Source organism: Paenibacillus sp. FSL R7-0204, from assembly GCF_038002225.1.
Taxonomy (GTDB): Bacteria; Bacillota; Bacilli; order Paenibacillales; family Paenibacillaceae; genus Paenibacillus_AQ.
Map to the genome: position 1 here is coordinate 2,562,319 of NZ_JBBOCA010000001.1, position 20,317 is coordinate 2,582,635.

Below are 20,317 nucleotides of genomic sequence, written 5' to 3' on the forward strand. Positions count from 1 at the left end.
ATCTATAAGATATGGTTGGTAAAAGTAAAGGACTTAAAATCAGCTTAATGGTGCTTGTATATGCCCTGTTAATTCTGACCGTGCTGGCGATGCTAGTGCCGTATATCTGGATGCTGTCGTCATCGCTCAAGCTGAACAAGGATGTCTTCTCCTTCCCGATGCAGTGGATTCCGGCGAATCCGCGCTGGGAGAATTTCCAGGATATCTGGACCCGGATTCCACTCGGACGTTTCATCTACAATACAGCGAAATTATCCATTATCGTTACGATCCTGCAGCTGCTGACTTCCAGCTTCGCGGCGTATGCCTTCTCGAAGCTGCATTTCAGAGGCAAGAATGTGATCTTCCTGGGGTACATCGCGACAATCGCGATTCCTTGGCAGGCTTATATGGTGCCGCAGTTCATTCTGATGCGCTACATGGGACTGAACAATACCCACCTGGCGATCATTTTGCTGCAAGCCTTCTCGGCCTTTGGTGTGTTCATGATGCGCCAGTTCTATCAGGGGGTGCCGGATGAATTATGTGAAGCGGCCCGGATTGACGGACTCAGCGAATACGGAATTTGGGCGAGAATCATGCTTCCGCTGTCCAAGCCCGCGCTGTCCACGCTGACCATCTTCACCTTCGTCGCCACCTGGAATGACTTCCTCGGGCCAATGATCTATCTGACCGATACGAAGCTCAAGACCATTCAGATCGGGCTACGGATGTTCATCTCCCAGTATTCTGCGGAGTACGGGCTGATCATGGCGGCTAGTGTAGTGTCGATCATTCCGGTAGTCATTGTGTTCCTGGCGCTTCAGAAGTACTTCGTGCAGGGCGTTGCTGCTTCGGGAATTAAGGGGTAGTGGAGTCAGATTTGAACTATAGAGATTGAACTTATTTTTTCTCCTAGGGGATAGCCGTGACTCCAAAGAATATTGGCCCTCCGGCCAGTCGGGTTTGCTCCTAACGGACCTGAGAGACCCTATTCCCTGGAAAACGCCACCTTTGGCGGATTAACGGACTGAAGAGCCCTTATCGTCTCTCTACGAGATGTTTAGGAGTAGAAATTCCAAGAATAAGCTCCATGAGGTCCGTTACTACGCCCCAGTGGTGACTTTCCTCCGGAATAAGCGCGCCTCAGTCCGTTACGCCGGGCCAAACGCCCCACATTGACTAACTCCTGGGATTAGAATTGAAAGTAGACGACAGTTAACGGACGGAGGGATAATAAGGGCAACGGAGGTGCATCCCTATGGGAGAAAAACGACAACGGTACAACGAAGAATATAAGAAGCAAACGGTAAAGTTCATTCAAGAGCAGACGAAGAGCATAGGGGACATCGCGCAAGAGCTGGACATTCCGAAAAGTACGCTGCACCAGTGGATGGGGAAATACCGGGAGCTAAAGAATGAACCGGTAGCCAGTATGGATCGGGTACGGGAACTCGAAGCCGAGCTCCAAGAGATGCGCCGTCAGCTCCAAGAGAAAGACAGTCGACTTGCCGATACAGAGGAAGAATTGGCAATCGTAAAAAAAGCAGTGCACATCTTCAGCAAACCAAGGAATTAAGATTCCAGTTTATGAAGGACCATCGCTCCGCATTTCGCTTGGAGAAGATGTGCAGTACCCTACAGGTATCCAGGAGCGGATATTACAAGTGGCTGAACGCCAAAGCCAGTGTGCAAGCCCTCCGCAAGGCTGCTGTTATGGAGCGAATCCGGTACCATTTTGACGACCATCAAAAACGGTATGGAAGTCCGAAGATCACCCGCCTGCTGCATCAGGAAGGCTATACGGTCACGGAACGCACAGTGAGTGTGTACATGCGAGAAATGAAGCTCCGCTCTATTGTATCTAAGCCATACCGAGTGCAGACGACCGATTCCAAGCATAATAATCCCATTGCACCAAACACACTGAACCAAGAGTTTAAGGTGCTTAAGCCCAATACCGTATGGGTCACCGACATCACGTATATCCCTTGTCGTGGAGGTCGCTTATACCTAGCTAGCGTCATGGATCTATGCACGCGAGAAATTGTAGGGTGGCGGCTGTATAACCATATGGAGACGAGCCTGGTCTTAGACGCGCTGCAGGCGGCGTACACGGCGAAGCGACCCGGCGAGGGCCTACTGCACCACTCTGACCGAGGGTCTCAATATACCTCAAAAGAATATGTCGACCAACTAAAGACATACCACATGAAATCCAGCATGAGCCGTAAAGGAAACTGTTACGATAACGCCTGCATTGAGTCTTGGCACAGTATTTTAAAGAAAGAGCTCATCTACTGTAATCCGCGCTTCAAAAACCCGGAACAGGCATATGATGCTATTTTCCAATACATTGAGTTCTATTACAATCGCAAGCGAATGCACAGCTCACTGGGGTATCTTTCCCCCGCCCGCTTTGCTAAGCAATTCACTAAAAAATCCGTTGCGTAACAGTCTACTTTCTTGACAGAAGTCCATCCCGTAGCGCCCCATCCACTGGCTTAAATCTGACACCGTAGTTGAGTATCCGCCTGGCAGTTGCAGCTTGTCGCAGTCTGCCAGGTATTTGTATATCCGCATTGTGAATTTAGACGAAGGTCTGTCCAAGTCAATCATTCTTCTAACTACATGATGAATGCGCTTACTTAAATGAGAAAGAGGAGGATTAATGAATGAACAGAAAGAACCGCGTGAAGAAAAGGCTTTTCTCCGTGCTGATGTCCGCTACACTCGTGGCTGGAATGTTCCCTGCCCTTGGTCTGCCGTCGGCATCTGCCGCTGACGTAAATACTGTGTATGCAGCAGCTTACATGGGAGCCAAGACAACTGCAGGGACGACGCTTCCGGCAAGCATCGAGATTGCAGGCCAGGCTGCAGCCGTGAACTGGAATATCGGCGAAGATACCTTCGATGTGCCGTATGATACGGTGGCAGTTACCGGAACCGCGAACGGCGGACCGGTGGTTGCCAGTGTGGAAGTCGTTCCGCCGGCGGACAGTCCGCTCGTCTACTTCGTGGACAGCGGCAGAGGAGGGGATTCGTTGAATCATCCTCCAGTAGCCTCCCCCCTCTACGAAGCCGTCAAGGATTTGTCCGGCGGCAGCCTGATCAATACACTGCCGGATCAGAAGGTTGTCAGCGAGACGACCGAATGGGGATTTGATGATAACGGCAACAAGGTCAAGAACTCTGCTGACATAGCTGGAGCCGATCCGGCCACAGAGCCTTCCCTCTGGAAGACGGGTCTGCGGGCAGATCCTTCAGGCCAACATATCGTTTATAAATTGAAAGCGCTTCAACCCGGAGCTTATACTCTCAGTAGCGGCTTCTATGATTGGTACGGCACCCGTGACCGGGCCATTCAGCCCAAGCTGGAATACATGGATACCGCCGGGGTTAGCCGGACGATTCCGTTCGCCCGGTTCAATACGAATACGGCCAAGCTTGTCTCCGGTGAATTCAGCATTCCCGGAGATATTGATACCGGCAGTCCGATGACACTAACCTACGCCTATGTCAGTGGTGAGAAGCCGATCCTTAGCTGGTTCGCTGTTGCCAAGGGCGCGATCAAGCAGAAGTTAGACAACGCCCGTGAGACCGCTGCTTCAACGGTCCGGATTCAGCTGGACGGCACGGACATCAAGGACGGGAATGTTAACGGGCTGACCTTCAAGGGGTTCGGCGTACTGAGCGGCAACAGCACCAGTGCGCTGCTGATGGACTATAAGTCCGAGCAGCCGGAGGCGTATGCCCAAATGCTGAAGATCCTGTTCGGGGGCGAACGCCCACTGATCGACCATGTCAAGATAGAGATGGGCAATGACCGGAATAACTCTACCGGTCCCGACCCTTCGACGATGCGTACGGAGGATGAAGCGGCCAATGTGGCCCGGCATCCCGGCTTCCAGCTTGCGGCTGATGCGAAGGCCATTAATCCGGCAGTCAAGGTGAGCTTCCTGCGCTGGAATGCTCCGGCCTGGGCGAACAGCAATGATAAAATCTATACCTGGTACAAAAACACCATTCTGGCCGCATACCGTGAATACGGGTATATGGTGGATTATGTGAATCCCCATATCAATGAGCACGCGCCGGATCTGGCTTGGACGAAGGAGTATGGCGAGAGGGTCCAATCAGATACTTCAGACTTCAAGGATGAGCAGGAGAAGGAGCTGTACCAAAGCATTAAGCTGGTCATTTCCGATGAAGTCGGCATCGGCTCCTTCGGCGATGCGCTGGTGAATGACCTGTCGCTGCGAGATGCGGTAGCGGCTGCCGGATATCACTACAATACCGATGACGACAGCAAAGGCAATTTCAAACGGCTTGCCGATGAATTCGACAAGGAGATCTGGAATAGTGAAGCGCAGGCAACCTTCAGTAACTCAGCCTTCCGTCCGCACAATAATATGAAGGACCCTTCTAAGCCCGGGACAGGGATCGGCGGCACTGGCGGACCGCTGGAGATGGGCAATACCATTATTAAGGGCTTCGTGAATTCGCGCCGGACGCATTTCATCTATCAGCCGGCGATCGGCTCCTTCTATGAAGGCGGGCAGTATTCGTTCAAGGAGCTGGTTAGCGCACGCGACCCGTGGTCGGGCTTCATTCATTATGATGCGGGACTGCTTGTCCTGAAGCATTTTAATGGGTTCGCCAAGACAGGCTGGGAGAATGAAGACAATACGGCGGGAATCTGGAGAGCCGTTCCACAGGCGAGCTACACAGGAGCAGCCGGCACGAACCCGGTCAGCGGGCGCAACGGGACTCCGAGCTATATGACCCTGGCTTCACCTGACAAGCAGGATTTCTCGACGGTAATCATCAATGACAGCCAGTATGAGAAAATCTACAAGCTCCAGACCGTAAACATGGCCTATACCGGCAATCCTTCCCTGGAGATGTGGGAGACCCGTGCGGGGGAGCCAGGTCAGGCTTTTAACAGCAACTATATGAAAGATCTTGGGGATGTGCATGCAGACGGCAGCGGTGTGTATACCATCCGTGTGAAGCCGTTCTCGATTGTAACGGTAACTACGCTGGATAACCGCAATAAGGAAGGATTCAGCACACCGCTTCCGGTGGAGGGCGACCGCACCGTGCTTGATACAGATGCTACCGGGTCCGTGCAGAATACAGAGGATCAGACGCTGTACGCCGATGACTTCAATTATGGCGACCGGAGTGTTCCCGTGATCGGAGAGGGCGGGCAGTTTACTGGCATGCAGAGCTATGTCAGCTCGCGCGGCGGCCCGTATAGCGTCATGCCGCGTTATACGCAGGACCTCAACGGGGCATTTGAGGGCTATCTGGTGGACGGCACGGATAACTATGTGCTGCGGCAGCAGCTGGACCAGACGACCACTGGAGTAGGCGGTGCCTGGAACGGCGGTGACCCGGTCACGGCCATCGGGGATTACCGGTGGACCAATTACAAGGCGAGTGCCGATGTATCTTTTGAACAGAATAGCACTTATGGAGGGAACAATTACGCAGCGGTTGGAGCCAGATACCAAGGCGGGCCGCAGACGATTAACGGCACCCCTTATGCGATCAAGTTCTGGTTCGATGGCGGCTGGCAGCTGCTGTCCAGCGGCATCGTGGTAGCCAGCGGTAACGCAGTGACCGGCTCAGGCGGTGTGAAGATTGCTGATTTCAATACGGCACATGACGCGTGGCATAACATTGCTATTCAGGTAGCTGGTGACACGGTTACTGCCTATCTGGATCAGGTTGAGCTTGCCACCTATACCGATCCGAATCCGAAGCTCTCCGGGCGCGTGCAGCTCGCCAGCGGCTTCTATCATACCCGCTTTGATAATCTGAAGGTGGAGAAGGTAGACGGATATACCCCTTATTATTCCGAGCAACTGGATAATCTGGAGATGACAGATCTGGCTGAAGTCCCGGGGACGAAGCTGGTCTATGAAGGCGATTGGGCCCATGAGAATGGAAAAGGCATGTATGTGTATCAGCGCTCCCTCTCTACCAGCCAAGGGGCAGGGGCGGTGCTGAAGTATACTTTTACCGGCACGGGACTTGATATTCTGGGGCCGAACGACGGCTCTGCCAAGCTGGAAGCTGTAGTGGACGGAGAGGTTGAAGTGGTCTCGGGCAGCACGGCGGCAGCGAGGGAGCTGTACCAGACCTTCACACTCCGCGGACTGAAATACGGTGAGCATACGGTTCAGCTCAAAGTGCTGAGCGGAACCCTGGCGGTGGATTCCGTGGCAGTCATTGGCGGGGAAGGCGCAGGCAGCGCAGATACAGCGGAGCTTAAGCAGGCGGTGGATGCTGCGCTTGCGGTCAGCAGGGAAGACGGCTATCCGGAGAAGGATTGGAAGTTGTTCACGAATGCCCTGGATACTGCCCAGGCAGCGCTGAATGAACCAGTCCTCTACCGGCTGGACCAGGAAGGGGCAGCACAGCTTGTAGAACGTCTGTCTTCCGCTCTGAATCTGCTGCTGCTCGGAGATGTGAGAGAGCTTGCGTCCATTCCCGACAGAGCCACTTATACAGGTAAACTGCCGGAGCTTCCAGCCAAGGTAGAAGCCACACTCGCAGACGGCAAGACCACACAAGTGGCGGTGAAGTGGAATCTCGATGCGCTGAGCTTCGACACTCCATATGAACGGGTAGCGGTCACTGGTATCTATGGAAGCCTGAAAACCATTGCCTATGTGGAAGTGGTTCCTGAGGGACTGGTGTACTTCCTGGACATGGGCCTTGCCGTGGATGTCGACACCCCGCCGTATTCAGCGGTTAAGGATCTTGCAGGCGACAGTCTGCTGAATGACAAGGCAGATCAATTGTCCACAGGAGATACGTTATGGGGACATACGAATACGGGCGTTAACTACAGTGTCAAAGGACTGGGCGGTGATGTAGTTGCCTCCAATAAAGCCCAGACTGGAGTGTACAGCTCGAATACGAAAAATACGCCGCTGGTCTACAACCTGCCTCTAAGTGCAGGTAAATACACAATTACTTCCTATCATCTGGACTGGTGGAACAATGCCAGCCGGACCATGGATATTACCCTTAGCTATGTTGATGCGGGGGGCCAGACCGTGAGTGAGACGGTTAAGACCGGACTGGTTGCCGGTCTGGGAGGAGCGAAGGTTCAACATGATTTCACGCTGCCGGTCAGCGGTACGGTGAAATATTCGGTGAATAATACGTTCAGCCAGGCTTCGCTGATCAGCTATCTGGCTGTGGCGAAGGACTTGGCCAGCGCGGCCAATGAACAGGCGGTACTTGAGGCGAAGGGAATTATTGAAGGCGCAACATACAGTGTGAAAAAGGATGCAGCTGTCAGCGAAGAGGCTGTACGTACCTGGCTGGCGCAGACCATCAGCGGGTTGCCGGGCTTCCACGATACCGGGGTTACCCTGGGTGACATTACCTTGTCTGCATTCCAGGAAGCCACTGAGGATACAGAGGGCAGCTTCACTTTCTCGGTAACACTGAGCAGAGGCGAAGCATCGGCAGAAGGCACTGCTAGCGGAACGATCACGCTGCCGGAACCGGATATGGTTCCGCCGGTTATTAGCCTGATTGGCGCTGCGGAAGTGACTTTATCACTGGGTGCGGAATACACCGATGCGGGAGCTAGCGCTTATGACGATCAGGACGGGGATATCACAGAACGCATTGTGACCACCGTAACCAGTGATGTCTACAGCTTGACCGAACTAGATACGGCGCAAGCAGGGGAATATATCTTCCACTATAATGTCAGCGATACAGCCGGCAACGCAGCCGTAGAAGTGACAAGAACGGTGACGGTAAGCGAAGAGGAGCTGCCGCCGGTGGAGCAGCCAACCCCGACGCCAACACCAGCTCCTGAACCGTCAGCCATACCGGCACCGGCCGTAACCCCAACACCGAAACCGGCTGTAACGCCTTCCCCATCCCCGTCTTCAGAGACGGAGAAGGTGATTAAGCCGCAGGACCTTCCAGCTCCGGCTGACGGAGTCCTGACCGTTCAGCTTACGGATGTGACTGAATCCGTGCTGCTTCCAGCAGAGATAATAGGCATGATAGGAGCGAATACCCTGCGTCTTGCCTGGAATACAGTGGCTGTTGATCTGAGCCCGGAAGTACTGAAGAGCATCCGGGAGAAGGCTGTCAGTGCAGGAGGACAACAGGAGGGGACGGCAATCCGGCTCTACGCCGTGAAGACAGCGAGGGCAGCTGCGGAGCAGCTGATGAATAATCCGGCAGTCAACGGGTCTGTCCGGTTAACAGCAGCGAGCGAGGTCATCAGCTTCAGCCTGGAGGTTGTTGCTGCGGACGGAAGCACCGTACCGGTGACGGCTTTTGCCAAGCCGCTGACTGTGACCTTCGCAGTAGATTCTAAGGCGAACCGCGATTTGCTTGGCGTCTACTATATCGCTGCTAATGGAGCTGTAGATTACATGGCCGGTAAGCTGACAGACGGTAATGGTACAATCTCTACCGCTGTCAACCATTTCAGCCAGTACGCCGTACTGGAGTACGATAAGAGCTTCTCCGATGTCAGTAGCAACAGCTGGGCCAGCGGTGTCATTAAGTCCATGGCTGCTAAGCATATCATCGAAGGCATCTCCCGCACCGAATTCCATCCGCAGGGTGAAGTCACAAGGGCGCAATTCGCCGCAATGATTACACGTGCGCTTAGACTTAAGGCGGCAAGTCCATCCGCATCGGCCTTCACCGATGTGGACTCCAGGCTGTGGTACGCTGAAGCTGTTGCCGCTGTAAATGAAGCGGGCATCGTGCTCGGACGCAGCAAGGAGGCCTTCGCTCCGGATGAGCACATTACCCGCGAGGAGATGGCGGTCATGATTGTCCGTGCTTATGAACACTTGAAAGGAAGCAAGAGCAGCAGTGAATCGGCGGCCAGTTCGTTCAATGATCATACCCTGATTCGTGACTGGGCTAAGAGTGCTGCAAGCACCGCCGAACAGGCAGGCCTGATCAAGGGGCGCAGCAATCAGCAATTCGCGCCGCAAGCCACCATGACCCGTGCCGAGAGTGCGCAGGTCATCTCGAATCTGCTGGGGCATATGTAAGCAGGCGGATAGTATGTAGTATCAAATGAATCTGCAGGTTGAATAGATGAGCGCTCTAGACCATTAAAGTCTAACAGCGCAGCGGTTCTCCAGCTATGGGAGATCCGCTGCGCAGTTTTGCATTCATTAATCTTTATAACGATTGCTTGCTATATCCGGAAATAATATTATTGACTTTGAGGCTATGTAGATGGGAAAATCCGCAAAACTCTTAAAGGTGACGATTCCATTCTTATCAATGGCCAGATTACCGATTACTTTCAGATAGTTTTTGTCTTCGCGCATGGTGCAGAATAATGTTTTGTCGTCCGTGTAGACCCCGGATACCGTATTGTCCAGCAGACTTGTAGTTTTGGATTCAACAATTAAATGAAATGAAAAAAAAGTTAACATGCCAGTCGGTCCAAATGTGGTTAGCCCCGCTACGGATGGGGCCAAGGGGTTGTGGGTCCCGTCAAATTCAAGCTCAACATCATCTCCAACAGGTTGAGCGATGTTAGAATTAACATCAATAGCGACAACATTACCTTTATCATTATCTTTAGACTTGCAGGCAACAAAGACAAAGGCGCTATTCATCTGGCCGGCAAAGGCGAACGGGTAGCCACTTCCGTCAGGCAATTCCACTTGTACAATAACCTCGTCCTTGTCGGCGTTAATAATTGTAACGACCTTGTCACCAGAATGGGCTACATAGACTTGGTTCACGCCAGCAGCAGCGAAGATAGCAACAGGAGCGCTATTAGCGGACGAAGTGTTAATGGGAAGGGTTTTGATAATTTTAAATTCATACGCATCAATGATAGTGACCGAATCCTGGGCATTACTCACTACATAAAGCTTATCCTCCTGGTTATTCAAGCACATAGATACGGGCTTTGGGCCCACCATAATCCGTTCAATGATCTTATTTTGTGCAGGATCAACGACAGCAATATAGCCAAAGTAAAGGGAATGTTCATAACTCACAAACACGTAAGGAATTAGTACCTGATGATAAATTTCTGCGACGCTTTGCCATATTCGTATTCACGAATAAAAACCCCTTTCATTTGCTGCTGGCTCATGGACTCGCCGGGCCCGGCGGACGAACAACCGGATGGGCAGGTGCGCCGGATCTCCCGGATGCCGCATCAGGTTGTCTGCTGTATGTTATGTCTGAATGCTCCGGCCCGAATGATCCAAAGTCCTAGAAAGCCACAAAAAGGGCAGAGATTTACCCCTTCACCGCTCCCGCCGTAAGTCCGCTAACAATGTACTTCTGGCAGAAGATATACAGGATCAGTACGGGGAGGGAGGTCAACACCAGATCCGCAAAGATCAGGTTCCAGTCCCGGCTGTACTTGCCGTAGAAATTGTATACCGAGAGCGGCATCGTCCAGTCCGAACTGTCCGTCAGGAAATAGAGCGGAATGGTAATGTCGTTCCAGACGGACATGAACACCATAATCGCTACGGTGGCGTTCACCGGGACGATCAGCGGGGTGACGATCTTGAAGAACACATCGAAGGTATTCGCCCCCTCCAGAAAAGCGACCTCATCCAGCGCCTTCGGAATGGAGCGGATGAATCCGCTGTACAGAAACACGCTGAACGCTGTGTTGAGCGAAGCATAGATCAGAATGACGCTGGTGATGCTGCCGTAGAAGCCCATCCACTGCACGACACGGATCGTGGTTATCGTGGACATTGGGGCAATCAGGCCCATGAAGAAGAACATGTACAGGAAATTGGACCACTTGGTCTCCCGGCGTACCAGAATGAAGGAGGCCGCCGAGGAGGTGAAGATGTTCAGGATGGAAGAGACGCCGGTAATCAGCATCCCGTTCAGGAATGCCCGTCCCAGACCGCCTTCCTTGAAGACGGTTGTATAGTTGGAGAACTTCCACTCCTCCGGGAGCCGCAGGGAGAACTTCAGTACCTCGGAGCTGGTCATAAAGCTGCCGAACAGCATAATCAGGAGCGGGAGAATTATCAGCAGCGAGGCCATAATCAGCAGACCTTCGACCACATAATTGCGCCAGGCCATTTTACGGGAAAAGCTCATTACTCCGATACCTCCTTACGCCGCATGAAGATCAGCAGGGGAATGGCGATGACAGTTACAGCAGCGAACAGCAGGGTATTGACGGCTGTGCCCAGCCCCCAGCTGCCTTCCCCGAACGAGCGGAGGATGATCGTTCCGACCACCTGGGAGGCATTGCCCGGTCCCCCGCCGGTGAGTACGAACACCTCGGAGAATACCTTGAGGCCGCCGATCAGGGTCAGCATCAGGTTGATGTTGATCGCAGGAAGCAGGAGCGGAATCGTGATGCTGCGGAAGCTGTGCCAGGAGCCGGCGCCGTCGATGGTGGCGGCTTCATAATATTCCTTCGAGATCGACTGGAGCCCGGCCAGATAGATTGCCATCTGGAAGCCGGTATGCTGCCAGATGGATACCAAGGCAACGGTCCAGATGACCAGGGCCGGATTGGTCAGCCAGGCCTGGCTCAGCGAAGGCAGACCCACCGCCTCGAAGATACGGTTAATCGTCCCGTCGGAGCGCAGCATGGGCGTGAACACAATGCTGATCACCAGCACGCTGAGGATCGACGGCGAGTAGAAAATCGCCCGCAGCAGGTTTTTGGATTTGAGCTTCATGTTCAGGCCGACCGCAAGCGCGATGCCGAGCAGGTTTTTGCCGAGCACGGTAACGATGGCGAAGATCGCTGTATTTTTCATCGCAAGCAGTAGCGTTCGATCTGTGAAAATACGTTCGAAATTGTCCCAGCCGATAAACTTGATAGCTTCTCTGTCCAGCCGCCAGTCGGTGAAGGAATAGAAGAGTCCGATCAGCGCAGGCAGCACGAAAAAGATAGAGTAGATGAGCAGTGCAGGCCAGATTAGATAATATGAGTATAGTCTCTTGGATACGTTCATCTCTTCACACTCCTATATAGCCAGGGACAGAATAAAGCCCAGGGCGGGCTCTATTCTGCCTGTTGTAATAGTTATTTGCTCTAATTAAAAGCCTTCTACGCCTTTGTCCTTCATCAGCTGGCTGAATTTCTCATCCCAGGCCTTGAGTACGCCCTTGGCGTCCAGGCCGCCGGCGAATTCATCCTGAAGCAGACGGTACAGCTCGCTGCGGTCCACGATCATGTAGGCATCGGTGGTCAGCGTAGTCTTTTTAGGCGTGATATATTGATCGACAATCTCTTGCTTGTAGTCCGGGAGCTTCGGCGTAGTAACATCGCTGAAGTTGGAGACGGAGCCTTGGCTGTCCACCATCTTCTGAGCAACCTCTTTGCTGGCGAGGAACTCCAGGAACTGCTTCGCTTCGGCCATGTGCTTGGCTTTCTTCGGGATGAACAGCTGGCCGCCCAGCGGGCTGGCACCGAGGTTCGCATCCTCCGAAGAAGGAATAGCGAACAGGCCCAAATGCACATTCGGGTCTTTCTCGGCCACGTTCACAATCAGCCAGTCGCCCATGAACATCATCGCGGTTTCCTTGTTCAGGAATTTGCCCACGGCCATATCGTAGCTGTCGCTGAGAATGTCCGTGTTGGTGTAGCCTTTCTTGTAGACCTCATACTGCTGCTCCAGGAAGGTGGCGAACTCGGGAACATCGGACCACTTTTTGCGGCCGGCATTAATGTCCTCGAACAGAGACGGCTCGTTCTTGGCAGCCCAATCGGCAAAAGCCGCCGCCGGCCAGATATTTGCCGCCCAGTTATCCTTGAACGGCATGAACACTGGCGTAATGCCGCTGGCCTTGATCTTCTCGCAGACAGCCAGGAATTCCTCGTAATTCTTCGGAATCTCAAGCCCCAAGTCCTTGAAGATATCCTTGTTATAGACGACTCCCTGCATCCCTGTATCCTGGCTGTAATGGAAGCTGTAGACATGATCGTAAGCGGAGAGAACATCTTTGTTCAGCAGCCGGCTCACCCAAGGCTCGTTATCGAGAATCTCGAAGTTGCGCTCCAGATTCAGGTCTGTAGTCGCACTCGCGAGATTGTATTGAATCAGGTCAGGCACCTCGTCAACCGCCAGCTTGGTCTGGAGTACGGTGGCGGTCTGCTCTGCCGGAAGCAGCTGCAGATTCACTTTGATATTGGTTTTCTGTTCGAATTCATCCAGCACATCCTGGGCCACGAACGCAGAATCCTGCGAGCTTTTGGAGATGGCCAGCTCGATGGTTACCTTTTTGCCGCTGCTGCCTCCGCTGTTACCGCCTCCGCTGTCCGTTGCCGCAGCATTGCCCTTGCCTGAACTGTCAGAGCCGCATGCCGCCAGCGTTAAGGTCATGATTCCAGCGAGCAGGCCTGTTGCGATTTTCTTCATTTGCTTACTCATGTGATCGCCCCCGTAGTGTATTTTCTGTGAACTGAATCCGTTTACATTGCCCATTATAGAATGAGGAGAGCACAAGGTACATGTTTGTACTTGACACTTTCTGTGTAATATTCTGAACTCCGGGACGGCTTGTCATTTCGCCCGATTGGTTGTAAAGTAGGCAGCATCCTAAGGTTCAGGGGGGGCTCGGCTTGGCTACTTTTTACGACAGACTACGCAAGGGCAGGGTTCAGGCCAGTCTGCAAACGAAGTTCTTCTTCACCTTCATGCTGCTCCTGCTGATTGTGCTGGGCTGCTTCCTGGTCTACGTGAATTATATGGTGATCCAGCCGCTCAAGGACAAGACGGAGAACGAAATGAAGCTGGCTGCTGCCCAGGTCAGCGATCAGCTGAACCTGTATATCAGTAACCAGAACCAGCTCTCCCAGCGGATTCTGTCGAACAAAGAGGTGTTCACGCTGCTGTCCGCTGGCGATTACTCACAGCTTACCCTTGAAGGGCTGACCCGGAGCCGCAGGCTGAAGGACATCATGTTCCAGGCGCTGGGGCCGAGTCTGAACATTGAGGATATGATGATCTATGATCTGACAGGGGAGCGGGTGGCCTCTTATATCGGATACGCGGACAGTCCGGCGTCGCTCAGGCCGTTTCTGGAAGAGAGCAGTCAGCTGCCGACCTGGAATGCAAGCGGTTACGCGTTATATCGGCAGGGCGCGGATGCCATCTCTTTTGTGCGGGCGATCAGGAACCAGAATGGTCAGGTGTTCGGCTATCTGGCGGTGCAGCTCGACCAGCGGTATTTGAACAGATCTGCTGCGGGACTGGCGGGCGGCAAGGTCTATATTATGGATCAGGACCAGCGGCTGGTCGCAAGCTTCCCGGCACTACGGGAAGGGGAGAAGGTCCCCGAGTTCGCAGCGTCTCCCTCTGAATCTGCAGCAGCTAACGGAATCTATCTAAGCAGCGGCCAGAACTATGTGGCTTACCACCGCTCTGCTGAGACGGGCTGGACTACCTATGTGGTGAATCCCAGGAATGTGGTGCTGGGCCCGGTCAATTCAGTGAAATACATCTCTATTCTGCTGATTACCGCGCTGATTCTATTCTCGTTCATCTTCATCTACTTCTCGACCCGGAACCTGCTGCTTCCGATCCGTAAGCTGCGCAGCCAGATTCTGCGGATGAACTACAGCAACCTGAATATGAAGGCGGGCCCGCGTACACACAACAATGAGCTGATTCAACTGAATAGTGCTTTTCAGGAGCTGCTGGAACGGTTACAGGAATCTATCGAACGGGAAAAGCTTGCGCTGCACGAAGAAGTGAAGTCGCGGAATTCCGCCTTGCAGGCCCAGATCGCACCCCATTTTATCCACAATGTCCTGTATCTGATCAGTATTGCCGCCCAGGAAGGGAAGAATAGTGTGGTGACTGAAATGTGCAAGCATCTCTCGGACAGCCTGCGCTATATTGTGTCCTCCCCTTATCAGCATGTGACGCTAACGGAGGAGCTGAAGCATACCCGGCATTATTTGTCCCTGATTCAGCATAATTTCGAGGACGACTTGGAGTGGGAGATTGACGGGGACGGTGGGCTTGCGCGGATTGAGCTGCCCCGGCTGGTGATTCAGCCGTTCGTGGAGAATTGTATCGAGCATGCTTTTAAGAATACAGACCCTCCTTGGAGGATTGAGGTGCGGGTGAAGGTATATAACGGCCTGTGGGCCATCGAAATCCGGGATAACGGGGAAGGCTTCGCGCCGGGCAGGATCAGGGAGATTCTGGACAATATTGAGGACTCGGATTCCGGGGTCAATGAGCTTCGGCTTGGTACCTCAGGGATTGGCAATATGGGGATTGTGAATACGGTGAACCGGCTGAAGCTGATGTACAGGAACCGGCTGTTCTTCAACATTTACAACCACTTGGGCGGGGAAAAGGGTGCCACGGTCCAGATTATCGCATCGATGAGTAAAGACTTCTACTAGAACCGGGGAGGGACCGCTATGTATACCGCTATCATTGCCGAGGACAGCAAGCCGATTCTGCGGAATATCGAGGCTCTTATGCAGTCTATGGAGCTGCCTGTCCGTATATCCGCCACCGCCTCGAACGGGCTGGATGCCCTGGAATACATCAAGGCTAACCCGGTGGATATCCTGCTGACTGATATCCGCATGCCCAAGCTGGACGGGCTTGCGCTGATCGGGCAGTGCCGGGAGGTGAATCCGGCGCTAAAGGCAGTGCTGATCAGCGGCTACAGCGACTTCGAGTATACGCGCAAAGCGCTGAATCTGCAGGTATTCGATTATCTGCTGAAGCCGGTGGAGCGGCAGCAGCTCGCTGAAGTAATGCAGCGGCTGGTCGCCCATCTGGAGGAGCAGGAGGGCAGCAGAATGGGATTGCCGGAGGGAGTGGCCTCACCCGGACAGCCCCGGGCTAAGAGCAGCGAGGAGCTGTTCCGGCAGCTGGAGCAATATGTGCAGGAGCAGCTCTACGCTCCGCTCTCCATTACCGAGGCCGCGCTTAAGTTCCACGTGAGCCCTTCCTATGTCAGCCGGATCTTCAAGCGCTATTCGCACCAGACCTTCGTGCATTACAGCATGCGGCTGAAGATAGCCGAAGCCTGCCGGCTGATTGCACTCCGGCCGGAGCTAAAGGTGAAGGAGCTGTCGGAGCTGCTGTCCTTCGGCGATCAGCACTATTTCTCTAAGGTGTTCAAGGACTATACGGGCGTCAGTCCTACGGAGTATAGGGGAGGGGAGCGGGGTTACTAACCAAAAAGCAAAAAGAAGCGGAAGGGGAAATTTGGAACTGAAGGAGCGCTAGCGACCGCCTTTGTATTTGGATTTCTACCGCGAAGAGCGGTTCTAATCAAGGAATCTAAATACAACAGCGGCCGGAAGTCCAAATGTTCACCGCAGTGACGATGAAGCTTCGAGTTATATCGTTCATTTTACGGCAGCGCTGCGGATAGGCGCTGCCGTCTTTATTTGCCGTATTTTCCCGGCGGGATGCCCGTAATGTTCTTGAAGGTGCGGATGAAATTGGCATAATCATTGAAGCCGGACAGGTAGCAGGTATCGGACACGGAGTTGCCGGCGGACAGAAGCTGCTTGGATAACGCGATCTTTTTGAGCAGGACATAGCGGTAGATGGTGCCGCCGGTCTGCTGCTTGAACAGATGGCTGAGATAATATTTATCCAGATTCAGCTCCCTGGCGATATGCCCCAGCGACAGATTCAGGTGCAGGTGGTTGTCGATATAGCTCATGGCAGATTGAATATGGGAGGAGATGATGCTGGGCACGGCGGCACGGGTGCGGCTGTACAGCTCGTTGACCAGCACCAGAATCTGAATCAGATACGTCAGGGCCAGCACCTCGCTGCCGTACTGCTTGCGCTCCAGGGCTGCAATCAGCCGGGAGGAGAGGGCGGTATACTCTGAGAGCAGCGGCTCCTCCATCCGGGCCAGGTTATTCTCCCCGGGCTGGCGGTTCTGGAAGCAAGCCAGCAGATTCGTGGTCGCCGTACAGAACGGGTAGACCAGCGGGGCTTTGAAATGAATGGTCAGCCGTTTATAAGGCTCGGGGGACCGGTTGATGATTTTATGAATCTCATGATTATTGAATAACAGGACATCGCCGCGCTCCAGCGGATAGCTGTACTGGTCCACGAAGCCGTTCACGCTGCCGCCGAGGAACAGGAAGATTTCATAGTGGTCATGGATATGGAAATCCCTCGTCGGAGAGATCGGAGAATTGCCGATACCGGCCAGAATATCGCCGTCGAACGTTTCATAATACCGGGCATGCTTCATTGTCACTGCCCCTTTCATGTTGATCACAATATACGCAATATTTCATCACTATTCGCAAAGACATTGCAATAATACCACAATACACTAGAGAAGAAGAATACCTGAGAGGGTGGAACTAGGGATGAGTGGGATAGAACAGCGTAAATACTGGCTGGATACGATGCTGTGGATTGGAACGCCGGTCCTGGAGGCGCTTTCCGCGCGGAAACTGAAAGAACAGTTACCTGCGGAGTTTCATAGCGGGCGCAGCCAGTTTGCTCAACTGGAGGCTTTTGCGAGGCTGGCTTGCGGAATGGCTCCCTGGCTGGAGCTTCAGGGGCTTGAGGGTGACGAAGAGCACTTAAGAGCCCGTTATGCCGGGCTGATGCTGGAAGCGATTGATGCGGCAGTCGATCCGCAGTCGCCTGACTATATGGAATTCAAGACCGAAGGCCAGCCGCTGGTCGATGCGGCATTTCTGGCCCATGCGCTGGTGCGTGCACCGAAAGCGGTTACAGCCCGGCTGGACACACGGGTCAAAGGCAATCTGATTGTGGCGCTCAAGCAGACGCGGCGGACCGCTCCCAGCGGCAGCAACTGGCTGCTGTTCAGTGCGATGGTGGAAGCAGCCTTATATTCTCTGGGCGACCCGGATTATGACCGGATGCGGGTGGGCTATGCGGTCCACATGTTCATGGACTGGTACAAGGGTGACGGAATCTATGGAGACGGGAAGGAGTTCCACTGGGATTACTACAACAGCTTTGTTATTCAGCCGATGCTGTTGGATGTGGTTACCCTTTTCGAACAGGAGAATGAGGAGTATGCCCGGCTTAGACCCTTGGTCCTGCAGCGGGCGCAGCGATATGCCTCCGTGCTGGAGCGCAGCATCGCCCCGGACGGAACATACCCGTTCCTCGGGCGTTCTATCGTTTACCGGTTCGGGGCATTTCAGCTGCTGTCGCAGGCGGCGCTCCAGCATCTCCTGGAAGACTCGCTGCCCCCTGCCCAGGTGCGCTGCGCTTTGACCGCTGTCATTAGCCGGATTATGCAATACCCGGGCACGCTAGATGAGAACGGCTGGCTGCAGCCGGGGATCTACGGCTATCAGCCGGAGCTGGCCGAGAGCTACATTAATACGGGCAGTCTGTATCTGTGCGCTGCTGTCTTTCTGCCGCTGGGCCTGCCTCCTGCTGACCCCTTCTGGTCGGGAGAAGACATGAAATGGACGGCCCAGAGAATCGCGGACGGCGAGAATGTGATGCGGGACCATGCTTTGGAATAAGGGATACAGACAGAGCGAACAGGAGAGGGAGCTTGGGCATGAACATACAGGAACTTAAGGCAATCGTAGAGAACATGAAGCCGGCAGATCTCAGCTTATATTATCCGCAAGGAGATTCGGCTGCTTTTTGGAGAAAGGCGGCATCTTCTAAAGTTTTGCAGGCCAGTATCAGTGAGATTCGTGCAGAGGCACGGAGACTGGAAGGGCAGCCTATACCGCTGCTGACGTATCGTTTGTTTACCCTTTTCCGGCAGACGGGGTCGAGACTGGAGTATGAGCGGCCTTATTTTGAACGGAGAAGAAGATTGAATACGTATGTGTTCCTTAGTCTGCTGGAGCCGGAGAACGCAGCAGCTCTGGAGCAGCTTACAGATATTCTATGGGCGATCTGCGATGAGTACACATGGTGTGTTCCCGCTCATCTTCCTGAGAAGCATGATGCTGCAGACATTAATCGGCATATCGATCTGTTCTCCTCCGAGACAGGCTTTACCTTAAGCGAATGTCTGCTGCTGCTCGGAGAGCGACTCCCGCTGCTGCTCCGCTCCCGGATACGCAGTGAGGTGGGAAATAGAATCTTCCGGCCGTTCCTTGCGCATGGCCCATATTTCTGGGAGACCTCGACTCACAATTGGGCGGCGGTCTGCGCAGGCTCTGTCGGGGCGGCTGCACTGCTGCTTGTGAAGGACAAGGACATGCTGGCGGAGATCCTGCTGAAGACAGAGAGCAGCATGAATTATTATCTGCGGGGTTTCGGGGCAGACGGGGCCTGCCAGGAAGGGCTGGGCTACTGGAATTACGGGTTCGGCTATTTCACTTATTACAGCGATCTGCTCCGTGCAAGAAGCGGAGGCACGCTGGACTGGTTCAAGCAGGAGAAGGTGGCACAGATCGCCCGCTTCCAGCAGCAATGCTTCATAGACGGCAGCTATGTCGCTAATTTCTCCGATTCCGTGCCCCGGGTGCGGGTGCATATGGGACTCTCCCATTATCTGGCGGACGTCTATCCGGATGTCCTGCGCCCGCCTTCTGCGCTGCGCGCCCCGTTCACAGAGGATCATTGCAGCCGCTTCGCACCGGCTCTGCGCAATCTGATCTGGACAAGAGCCGGAGAGGAGAAGGAGTCGTGGGAGGCAGGCAGCAGCTATCTGCCCGATGCAGCCTGGCTGGTAGCACGGCATATCTCCGCTGCCGGCGCCTTCGGCTTCGCGGCCAAGGGCGGCCATAACGACGAGCCGCATAATCATAATGACCTGGGCCAATTCATTCTGAGCGGCCGGGGGGAGATCTTCGCGGCCGATCTGGGCAGCGGTGAGTACACGGCGGACTATTTCGGTGCCGGCCGTTACGGCTATGACTGTAACGGGTCGCAGGGCCACAGTGTGCCGATTATTGACGGCCAGTACCAGGGGGCAGGACGGGAGTTCCAGGCAACGGTGCTGTATGCATCGGCAGCGGAGGCGAAGGATGAGCTGACGCTGGAGCTGGCCCGGGCGTACCCGGTAGCCGGACTGCAATCCCTGGTCCGTTCGCTGGTCTGGCATAAGGAGGAGCTGCCCCGTCTGGAGCTGACAGACACTTACCGCTATGACGGAGCTCCGGCAAGCTGGACGGAACGGTTCGTAACGTGGCGCAGACCGGAGTTGACGGGTACAGGGCGAGTACTGCTACCGGGTGCCGAAGGCCACGGCGTTCAGGTGATCTACGATCCGCAGATCGTCCGGCCGGAGATTACAGCACATGTGTACCAGGATCACTATGGCCAGGACACGGTGTGGCATACTCTGGACTTCCAGGTTCTCCAGCCAGGAGCAGAGGGCGTATTGATGTTTACTTTTCAATTTATATAAGGCGTAC

At 54.0% G+C, this 20,317-nt stretch carries 13 protein-coding genes; 8 read left to right on the forward strand and 5 right to left on the reverse strand.

What is annotated here, in order from left to right; translation table 11 throughout:
* Positions 1-11: 11 nt before the first annotated feature.
* The 4 genes from MKX42_RS11310 (at position 12) to MKX42_RS11325 (ending at position 9,038) form a co-directional block, all read left to right on the forward strand.
* Entirely contained in the window at positions 12-851 is an 840-nt protein-coding gene (locus tag MKX42_RS11310) for a carbohydrate ABC transporter permease (protein WP_051493958.1), read from the forward strand.
* Between the two features lie 389 nt (positions 852-1,240).
* The gene (locus MKX42_RS11315; protein WP_340750981.1) at positions 1,241-1,558 is read left to right on the forward strand and encodes a transposase; all 318 of its coding nucleotides are present in this window, start codon (positions 1,241-1,243) and stop codon (positions 1,556-1,558) included.
* A gap of 11 nt (positions 1,559-1,569) precedes the next feature.
* Positions 1,570-2,433, forward strand: a complete 864-nt coding sequence (locus tag MKX42_RS11320) for an IS3 family transposase (RefSeq protein WP_339311273.1) — start codon at positions 1,570-1,572, stop codon at positions 2,431-2,433.
* 221 nt (positions 2,434-2,654) lie between these two features.
* On the forward strand, positions 2,655-9,038 hold the full coding sequence (locus MKX42_RS11325) for an S-layer homology domain-containing protein (RefSeq protein ID WP_340752585.1): 6,384 nt from the start codon (positions 2,655-2,657) through the stop codon (positions 9,036-9,038).
* Between the two features lie 126 nt (positions 9,039-9,164).
* Here the strand turns inward: MKX42_RS11325 and MKX42_RS11330 are convergent, their stop codons facing one another.
* The 4 genes from MKX42_RS11330 to MKX42_RS11345 all read right to left on the reverse strand — a co-directional run bounded on the left by MKX42_RS11330 (position 9,165) and on the right by MKX42_RS11345 (position 13,376).
* Positions 9,165-9,869 carry a hypothetical protein gene (locus MKX42_RS11330; protein WP_340752586.1) on the reverse strand — a complete coding sequence of 235 codons (705 nt, stop codon included), beginning with the start codon at positions 9,867-9,869 and terminating at the stop codon, positions 9,165-9,167.
* 385 nt (positions 9,870-10,254) lie between these two features.
* On the reverse strand, positions 10,255-11,085 hold the full coding sequence (locus tag MKX42_RS11335) for a carbohydrate ABC transporter permease (RefSeq protein ID WP_340752587.1): 831 nt from the start codon (positions 11,083-11,085) through the stop codon (positions 10,255-10,257).
* Positions 11,085-11,957 (reverse strand): carbohydrate ABC transporter permease, encoded by an 873-nt coding sequence (locus MKX42_RS11340; RefSeq protein ID WP_340752588.1) that lies wholly within the window; start codon positions 11,955-11,957, stop codon positions 11,085-11,087. The genes MKX42_RS11335 and MKX42_RS11340 overlap by 1 nt, the downstream gene beginning before the upstream one ends.
* 84 nt (positions 11,958-12,041) lie before the next feature.
* Positions 12,042-13,376, reverse strand: coding sequence for an ABC transporter substrate-binding protein (locus MKX42_RS11345; RefSeq protein WP_340752589.1), 1,335 nt, complete (start codon positions 13,374-13,376; stop codon positions 12,042-12,044).
* Positions 13,377-13,567: 191 nt separating this feature from the next.
* On the opposite strand from MKX42_RS11345, the gene MKX42_RS11350 reads away from it, so the two are divergent.
* Both MKX42_RS11350 and MKX42_RS11355 read left to right on the forward strand, forming a co-directional pair.
* On the forward strand, positions 13,568-15,364 hold the full coding sequence (locus MKX42_RS11350; protein ID WP_340752590.1) for a sensor histidine kinase: 1,797 nt from the start codon (positions 13,568-13,570) through the stop codon (positions 15,362-15,364).
* Between the two features lie 18 nt (positions 15,365-15,382).
* The gene (locus tag MKX42_RS11355) at positions 15,383-16,153 is read left to right on the forward strand and encodes a response regulator transcription factor (RefSeq protein ID WP_340752591.1); all 771 of its coding nucleotides are present in this window, start codon (positions 15,383-15,385) and stop codon (positions 16,151-16,153) included.
* Between the two features lie 212 nt (positions 16,154-16,365).
* Here MKX42_RS11355 and MKX42_RS11360 read toward each other — a convergent pair whose 3' ends face one another.
* Positions 16,366-17,196, reverse strand: coding sequence for a helix-turn-helix domain-containing protein (locus MKX42_RS11360; protein ID WP_340752592.1), 831 nt, complete (start codon positions 17,194-17,196; stop codon positions 16,366-16,368).
* 121 nt (positions 17,197-17,317) lie between these two features.
* Here MKX42_RS11360 and MKX42_RS11365 point away from each other — a divergent pair, with 121 nt between their 5' ends.
* Both MKX42_RS11365 and MKX42_RS11370 read left to right on the forward strand, forming a co-directional pair.
* Positions 17,318-18,460 (forward strand): DUF2264 domain-containing protein, encoded by a 1,143-nt coding sequence (locus tag MKX42_RS11365; protein ID WP_340752593.1) that lies wholly within the window; start codon positions 17,318-17,320, stop codon positions 18,458-18,460.
* A gap of 38 nt (positions 18,461-18,498) precedes the next feature.
* Positions 18,499-20,310: a hypothetical protein gene (locus MKX42_RS11370; RefSeq protein WP_340752594.1), complete on the forward strand. Its 1,812-nt coding sequence runs from the start codon at positions 18,499-18,501 to the stop codon at positions 20,308-20,310.
* Positions 20,311-20,317 lie beyond the last annotated feature (7 nt).